The following is a 7477-nucleotide window of genomic DNA, read 5'->3' as shown; positions in this document are numbered from 1 at the left end:
GCCCGCGCCGCGGCCGGCCCGGTCCGGGAGGCGGCGGTGGCCCGTTCCACCGCGGCCGTCGCCGCGCTGCGCGGCGAGCTGACCGCCGAGGACATCCGCAAGCTCGCGCGGCGCAAGGCCCGCCGGGCGAGCCGGGGCCGGGCGTTCAAGCGGCTGATGGTCGTCGGTGTCGTCGCCGGCGGCGTGGCGGCCGTCTGGAAGTGGTGGGAGAAGCAGTCCAACCCCGACTGGCTGGTCGAGCCCCCGGCCGCCACCGAGGTCGGCGACGAGGCGTCCGTCATGGAGGGCACCGGGTCCGCCGAGCCGAAGGCCGGGGCGACGGCCGCTCAGACCGACACCCAGGGCACCCCCTCCGAGGCCGCCCCGTCGGACGAGGAGCGCTGACGGTTCCGGCGCCCGGCGCCCGCCCTCCGGCCGGCCCCGTCCGCCGCCTTCGCGCGAACCGCCGGAGCGACACGGCACGCAGCAGGCCCGGTGCCGCGGAATCCAGGGATTCCGCGGCACCGGGCCTGTGTGGTGTGGAGCTTAGGGGAGTCGAACCCCTGACATCTGCCATGCAAAGACAGCGCTCTACCAACTGAGCTAAAGCCCCGCCATGGACCAGAGTACCCAATGCACCGGGTTGGTTCCGACCGGGTATCGCTCCGCGTGCGCCGCCTCCGTAGGATGCTCGGAAGTTCGCTCCAGCGAAGCGGGCTCGGGGAGACAGGGGAGAGAGCGATGGACGCAGCACAGCAGGAGGCGACCGCCAGGGCGAGGGAACTGCAGAGCCAGTGGTACGGCGAACCGCTGGGCACCCTCTTCCGCCGGCTCATCGACGACCTCGGCCTCAACCAGGCGCGGCTGGCCACGGTGCTCGGCCTCTCGGCCCCCATGCTCTCCCAGCTGATGAGCGGTCAGCGGGCGAAGATCGGCAACCCCGCCGTCGTCCAGCGGGTCCAGGCGCTGCAGGAACTGGCCGCCGAGGTCAGCAAGGGCACCGTCACCGCGGCCGAGGCCACCCAGCGCATGGACGAGATCCGCCGCACCGCGGGCGGCAACGTGCTGGCCTCCTCCACCCACGTCACCCCCTCCGGCGGCCAGGCCACGACCGTCAAGCGCGTCGTACGCGAGATCCAGGCGCTGCTGCGCTCGGTCGCGGACGCGGCCGACATCATCGACGCCTCCGACTCCCTCGCCGGAAGCCACCCGGAGCTGGCAGAGTTCCTGAGGGTGTACGGCGCGGGCAAGACCGCCGACGCGGTCCGGCACTACGAGGCGCACCAGGCCTGAGGACGGCGGCGACGGCCGCCGGCGGCAACCGGCGGGGACAGGGACGAGGCGGGCACAGCGCGATGGGTGAGGTCTTCGCGGGTCGGTACGAACTGGTCGACCCGATCGGACGCGGCGGCGTGGGCGCGGTCTGGCGCACCTGGGACCACCGGCGCAGGCGCTACGTGGCCGCCAAGGTCCTCCAGCAGAGCGACGCGCACACCCTGCTGCGGTTCGTGCGCGAGCAGGCGCTGCGCATCGACCACCCCCACGTACTGGCCCCGACGAGCTGGGCCGCCGACGACGACAAGGTCCTGTTCACCATGGACCTGGTCCGCGGCGGGTCGCTCGCGCACCTCATCGGCGACTACGGCCCCCTGCCCCCGGCGTACGTGTGCACGCTGCTCGACCAGCTGCTGTCGGGGCTCTCCGCGGTGCACGCCGAGGACGTGGTGCACCGCGACATCAAGCCCGCCAACATCCTGCTGGAGGCCACCGGCACCGGCCGGCCCCATCTGCGGCTGTCCGACTTCGGCATCTCGATGCGCAAGGGCGAACCACGGCTGACCGAGGCCGACTACGTGGTCGGCACGCCCGGCTACTTCGCCCCCGAGCAGCTGATGGGCGCCGAACCGGACTTCCCCGCCGACCTGTACGCGGTCGGGCTGGTGGCGCTGTATCTGCTGACCGGTCAGAAGCCGGACTCCCAGGCACTGGTGGAGGCGTACGTGCACGGGGTGCCGCCCGCGCCGCAGGGCCTGCCCGAACCGCTGTGGCAGGTGCTGGGCACCCTGCTGCACCCCGATCCGGAAGCCCGCTTCCGTACTGCTACGGGCGTACGCAGGGCGCTGGCGTCCGCCGCGGAGCTGCTGTCGGCGGACGCCACGGCCGAGCAGGAGGTGGTGGAGGTCTTCGACCAGATCGGTCCGCTGCCGCCGGGGTTCGGACCGGAGGGGCCGGAGAACCCCGGGAGCCCGGAGGAGCCCGGGGACCCCTGGCAGGGGCCGGCGGGCGAGGAGGGCCGGGAGGGCACCGGCTCCCCGGCGTCCTCGGCGTTCCCGGCGTCCGACACCGGGAGCTTCCACCTGCCCCCGCCCGTGCGGGCGTACGCCCAGGAGCCGCCGCAGGCCCCGCCTTTCCCGGCGCCGGCCCATCCGCCCGCCCACGCACCGGCGCTGGCGCAGGAGACCACGCAGACGTCTCCCGGGGGCCCCGCCCAGCCGTACCCGCAGCCGCACCCGTATCCGCAGCCGCCCCTGGCCGGCACGCCGCAGACCCCGGCGACACCGACCCCGGCACCGGCACCGACGGCCCCGACGCGGCCCTACACGGCCGCCCGGCCGCTCTCCCCCGCGGGACCGGCGGCAGGGTCCGCGGGCGGGGAGCACCGCGCCCCCGCGGCGCGCGGGCCGGGGCCGTCCCCGAAGGTGGCGGCCCCGCTGCTGGTGCTCGCCCTGCTCCTCATCGCCGTCGGCGTCTGGGCCCTGACCCAGGCGCCCTGACCCAGGCGCCCTGAACCGCACCCGGTCCTCGCTTCCCGGCCCTCAGGCGCGGCCCGCGCTCCGCCGGGCGAGGAGTGTCCACAGGCCGAGCCCCAGGATCAGCGCGGTACCGGTGCCGATTCCGGCCCAGCCCAGCAGCCGCAGGGTGTCGCCGCTCTCCGCGGCCGACCGGCTCAGCCCCTCGGCCGCGGCCTCGCGGTCGTCCTCGGTGACCCCGAAGCCGGCCTCCCGGGCGTCCCCGTCGTACTCGGGACCGGCCTCCGGCTCCCCCACGACGGTGGTGCGCAGCACCACCGGCACCGTGCCGTCGACGGACTCGGCCAGTTTCCCGTTCGCGTGCACCGCGATGTAGTACCAGCCGGCGAAGCGCGTCTCGCCCAGCTCCGTACCGCCGTCGAAGCGGTTGGCGAAGGCGACGCGCTGACCGTCCAGCAGGTACGCGGCGGGCTTGTCGGGCCGGTAACCCACGCCGTCGGTGCCGATCCGCCCGCGGGCGGTGTTGTAGAAGTCCACCCGGAAGGCGCCGCTGACGTACGGGGCGTTGTCGCCCCTGGCCCTGGCCGTGCCGAACTCCACCTGGGTGTACAGCCGCTGGCCCCAGTCGAGCGGCACCTTGTAGAAGCGGGTCTCGCCGGGCCGCAGCCGGTCGCTCCAGTTGCCCTCGCCCATGCCGGGCGCGTCGTTGAAGCCGGTGCCGCCCCCGATGGGCCTGGTCTCCCCCTTCGGCGCCCCCGGCGGGCTCGGTGTCGCGGCGTCGGGTGCGGCCTCGGACGGGCCGCCGGAGGCCTGCTTCCGCAGCCCCGGCTCCCGCATGAAGGAGATCTCCAGTGGCCAGCGGCCGGCGTCGGCGGTCTCGTCGCTGTCCCGCTCCACGGAGAAGTGGTAGACGCCGGGCTCCTGGCAGTAGCCGTCCTTCCTGATCATGCGCCCGGCGAGGTCGGCGATCGGCCGGGCCGAGTCGTCGGAGCCGAAACTCACGTCCCCGTCACCGCAGTTGATGCCGTCCGCCGACTCCAGGACGACCTCGATGCCGTCCATGCTCTTGACCCGGCTGCCCGGTTCGGGCAGGGCGGTCGCGGAGATCCAGGCGTTGGACTCGCCGTCCAGCGTGACGCTGTAGTACCTCCGCTCGCCCGGCCCGATGTCGTCGGTGTAGAAGCCCGGTTCGATGGCCGGGCCGTGGGCGCTGCTCTCCTGGCCCTCGACGCGCCGGGCGTCCGGAGCCGTCTCGTACGCGGGCAGGTCCTCCGGCCCGGCCGACGGTGCGGCCGCGGCGGCTCCCGGCAGCGCCGCGACCGCGCACAGCGCCGCCGCGGCGGCCAGTGAGCTCCTCATCGTGCGTCCCGCCCGCCCCATCACCACGCGCCACCCTCCGTCGTGCCGTCGGGCGCCCTGTCGGCGCCGCCGTCCTCCGCCGCTCGCGTACGCGCCGCCGGGCGCCCGCGCGACCGCGTGTACACGGCCGCCAGCGCGATCGCCAGCAGCGTCGCCGCCTCGGCCGCCGCGGCGACGGCCGGACCGGACCATCCTGCACCGCCGGGGTCCGAGCCGTCCCGGGCGGCCCCCGCTTCCTGCCGGCGGGCCCCTCCGTCCCGCTCGCCGTCCCGCTCGCGCACGGCGGGCGCGCCGTGCTCCGGTCCGGCCTTCTCCTCGCCGATCACCGCCACGCGCAGTACGAAGCCGACGGCCACGTTCTCGGCGAGTTCGGCGGCGTCCGGGTCGAGGCCGACGCCGATGTGGTACTCGCCCGCGCGCCGCACCGGCACCGCACGGACCGCGCTCTCCCAGCGGTTCGTCCACGCCACCGGCACCGTGCCGTTGGACACCGCCGCCGGCTCGCCGCGGTAGAGGGCGCCGGTGCCGAACTCGCCGGCGGACTGGACGGGCACCCGGGTGGGGCCGTACACCTCGGTGCTCACGCGCGTCGGCTTCCCGGTCGGGCCGTCGACGGTCGGCTCGTTGCCGAACTCCACGTCGTAGCGCAGCTGCTGGCCCCAGCCGACCCTCACCCGGTACCAGCGGGTCTGCGCGGGGATCAGCTCGTCGCGCCACACGCCGGGGCCGATGCCGCGGGCGTCGTTGAAGCCAGTGCCGCCCTCGACGTCGCGCGGCGGATCGGTGGGCAGTGGCGCGGCCTTGCCGCCCGCGCCGTAGTCGGGCTCGGAGTGCGCCGGCACCGCGCCCTGCGCGAGGGGCTTCTCGGTGGCGAGGAGCAGTTCGACGGGCCAGCGGCCCCGGTCGGAGTCGGCGTGGGAGCGCCGTTCGACCGTCAGCAGGTAGCGGCCGGCCCCGTCGCAGGCGCGGTCGCCGTCGGCCGACGGGATCCGGCTGACGGCGGCGGTGATCGGCATGGCCCCGGCGCTCCGGCCGAAGTACCGCCAGGTGCTGCCGCACTGCGGCCGGTACTTCTCGTCCCGGACCAGGGTGAGCCGGAGGCCGTCCATGGAGGCGACCGGCACCCCGGGCTGGGGCACGGCCGTCACGGCGAGGTCGTCGGCGGCGGAGTCGGCGGGGCCGCCCAGCTCCGCGGCGTACCAGCGCTTCTCCCCGGGGCCGATGGTGTCCGTGTACTGGCCGGGGGCGATCAGGGGGGCGTCACCCGCCGTCCGGCCGCCGGTGATCCGCTCGCCCTCCATGCGGTAGCCGTCGGCGGACAGCCGCGAGGCGCGCTGGAGTTGGCGGGCCAGCGCCTCCGCGTCGGGCGCGTCGTGGTACGAGCCGTGGCCGGCCCGGGCGATGCACTCCAGCTGCTCGCGGGCCCTCCCGTCCACCTGGAAGCCGATGGCGTCGATCCGCAGCGTCCCCGAGGACTCCGAGGAGGGTCCCCGCCCGCCGAGTTCCCCGGCGACCTCGCACGGGTCGGGGGTGCCGCAGGTGTCCTCGCCGTCGGAGACCAGCAGGATCGTGCGGCGGCCCCAGGAGCCCTCGGGGGCCTCGGGCAGGTCCTCGGCCGCTCTGCGCAGCGCCAGGCCGATGGGGGTGTCGCCCCTGGGCTCCACCTGGGCGACGGCGCGTTTGACCGCGGCGCGGTCCAGCGGCTCCACCGGCCGCACCAGGCGGGTGTCGGTGCACCCCCGCGCCCGGTCGGCGCCGTAGACCCGCAGACCGGTGGGGTGTCCGTCGGGGAGCGCGTCGACGACCGTGCCCACGGCGCGGCGGGCGGACTCGATACGAGTGCTGCCCGAGCCGTCGTCCTCGGCCATCGAGCCGGAGGAGTCCAGCACCATCACCAGCGAGCCGTTGCCTTCCGCAATCGTCCGTGGTGCCGCGGGAGCCGCGGCGGCGAGCGGTGCCGCGATCAGGGCGAGGAGTACCCCGCCGCTCAACACCGCGGTCATACGGCGGTGGAGTGCTGCCATGTGCCTTGTCCCCCTCGGACGCGCCTCTCCGGTGACTTTGCGGAAGCATCGTATATATTTGCTAAAGCGCATATCAAGGCGGTTGCCGTCACGGTCCCGCAACACGCTCCCCGGCCGGGTGCGCGGGAACGGCGAAGCCCCGGCCGGAGACCGGCCGGGGCTTCGCGCGAAGTACTGGTTGCTCTCAGACGCCCGAACCTGCGGGCACGGAGTCGGTCGCCTCCGTCCACAGATCCTGCTCGGCGCGGTCCGCCTGGATCTGGCGGTACACGAGGAGCCCGCCGACGGCGGCCAGTGCGATCAGGAGAAGCTTCTTCACCGCGCTACCTCGTCCTTCTAGACGTTGGGACCTACTGGCGCCCGATGATACCCAAGCGGGCGTCCCGGCAGAGCGACCGACCCGGGCGGCCGGCGCCCGCCGTCACCGCAGGTCCCGCCGGTTTCCGCGCCGGCGGGACCGCAACGCCGAACGCCCGGACCCTCGTGGAGGGTCCGGGCGTTCGATCCGCCGTGTGGGGCTAACAGGACTTGAACCTGTGGCCTCTTCCTTATCAGGGAAGCGCTCTAACCGTCTGAGCTATAGCCCCGCGCTGCACCGAAAGATTAGCGCACTTCAGCCGCTCGCCAAAATCGCGTCGGTCCGCGGCCGCTCCGGTGCGGCGTCCGGGATGCTCCCGGGGTCACTCGTCCTCCGCGAGGGTCACCTCGACGCCGCCGACGAGGCCGGCCGACATGTTGTAGATGAACGCCCCCAGCGTGGCCAGGGCCGTCATCAGCACCACGTCGATCACGGCGATGACCGAGGTGAAGGTCACCACCCGGGGCAGGGACAGGAAGCCCTGGAGGTCGAAGCCCCCGCCCCCGTCCGTGGCGGTCGCCTCGCTGACCGTACCGCCGACGGCCGCGAACACCCCCATGGCGTCCATGACCATCCACAGCACGGCCACCGCGATGACGGTGCAGATGCCGAGGGCTATCGACAGCAGGAAGCCGACCTTCATCACCGACCACGGGTCGACCTTGGCCACCCTCAGCCGCGCCTTGCGCGTCCTGGGGACCGTACGGGCTCCGGTGCGCGGACGTCGCATGACGTCCTGCCGGAGGTCGCCCCGCTCGTCCTGGGCGGCCCGCGGCGGCGGGGTGCCGCCCGGCGGGGGCGGCGGGTAAGCCTGCGGTGGCTGGTGCGGCTGCGGCGCGCCCGCGTGCTGCTGGGCCTGCGGCTGCGGTTGCGGGTGGGCACTGGTCACGGTTGTTCCCCCACGGTGGGATTCGCCCTGTCGTCGAGCGTCGTCAGCGGCCGGTCCACGGGCGCCGCCGTCATCGTCGCCGCCCCTGGCGGCGCCCGCGGTTCCACTCACGGTCTGT

Annotated in this window: 7 protein-coding genes and 2 tRNA genes; 3 read left to right on the top strand and 6 right to left on the bottom strand. The window is 74.7% G+C overall.

Annotated elements, in window-relative coordinates; translation table 11 throughout:
• A partial coding sequence (locus ACLIYP_RS08140) for a DUF5324 family protein (RefSeq protein WP_412712457.1) occupies positions 1–384 on the top strand: 384 nt, incomplete at its 5' end.
• 135 nt (positions 385–519) lie between these two features.
• Here the strand turns inward: ACLIYP_RS08140 and ACLIYP_RS08135 are convergent.
• A tRNA-Ala gene (locus tag ACLIYP_RS08135) sits at positions 520–592 on the bottom strand.
• A 128-nt stretch (positions 593–720) separates the two neighbouring features.
• Here ACLIYP_RS08135 and ACLIYP_RS08130 point away from each other — a divergent pair.
• Together ACLIYP_RS08130 and ACLIYP_RS08125 are read left to right on the top strand one after the other, a co-directional pair.
• Complete coding sequence (locus ACLIYP_RS08130; protein WP_093657109.1) at positions 721–1272, top strand: helix-turn-helix domain-containing protein; 552 nt, start codon at positions 721–723, stop codon at positions 1270–1272.
• A 62-nt stretch (positions 1273–1334) separates the two neighbouring features.
• The gene (locus tag ACLIYP_RS08125) at positions 1335–2753 is read left to right on the top strand and encodes a serine/threonine-protein kinase (protein WP_412712456.1); all 1419 of its coding nucleotides are present in this window, start codon (positions 1335–1337) and stop codon (positions 2751–2753) included.
• A 42-nt stretch (positions 2754–2795) separates the two neighbouring features.
• On the opposite strand, the gene ACLIYP_RS08120 is transcribed toward ACLIYP_RS08125, so the two are convergent.
• From ACLIYP_RS08120 to ACLIYP_RS08100, 5 genes are all read right to left on the bottom strand, one after another.
• The gene (locus tag ACLIYP_RS08120) at positions 2796–4088 is read right to left on the bottom strand and encodes a hypothetical protein (RefSeq protein ID WP_412712455.1); all 1293 of its coding nucleotides are present in this window, start codon (positions 4086–4088) and stop codon (positions 2796–2798) included.
• Between the two features lie 20 nt (positions 4089–4108).
• The gene (locus ACLIYP_RS08115; protein ID WP_412712454.1) at positions 4109–6112 is read right to left on the bottom strand and encodes a vWA domain-containing protein; all 2004 of its coding nucleotides are present in this window, start codon (positions 6110–6112) and stop codon (positions 4109–4111) included.
• A gap of 184 nt (positions 6113–6296) precedes the next feature.
• On the bottom strand, positions 6297–6431 hold the full coding sequence (locus ACLIYP_RS08110) for a DLW-39 family protein (RefSeq protein ID WP_217655894.1): 135 nt from the start codon (positions 6429–6431) through the stop codon (positions 6297–6299).
• Positions 6432–6625: 194 nt separating this feature from the next.
• Positions 6626–6699: transfer RNA gene (locus ACLIYP_RS08105), tRNA-Ile, on the bottom strand.
• Between the two features lie 93 nt (positions 6700–6792).
• On the bottom strand, positions 6793–7470 hold the full coding sequence (locus tag ACLIYP_RS08100; protein ID WP_412712453.1) for a DUF3566 domain-containing protein: 678 nt from the start codon (positions 7468–7470) through the stop codon (positions 6793–6795).
• Positions 7471–7477 lie beyond the last annotated feature (7 nt).

The sequence above is a fragment of the Streptomyces nanhaiensis genome, from assembly GCF_046614825.1.
Lineage (GTDB): Bacteria > Actinomycetota > Actinomycetes > Streptomycetales > Streptomycetaceae > Streptomyces > Streptomyces radiopugnans.
The sequence above is the reverse complement of the archived record's forward strand: the minus strand, read 5'-3'. Positions and strand labels throughout refer to the sequence as shown.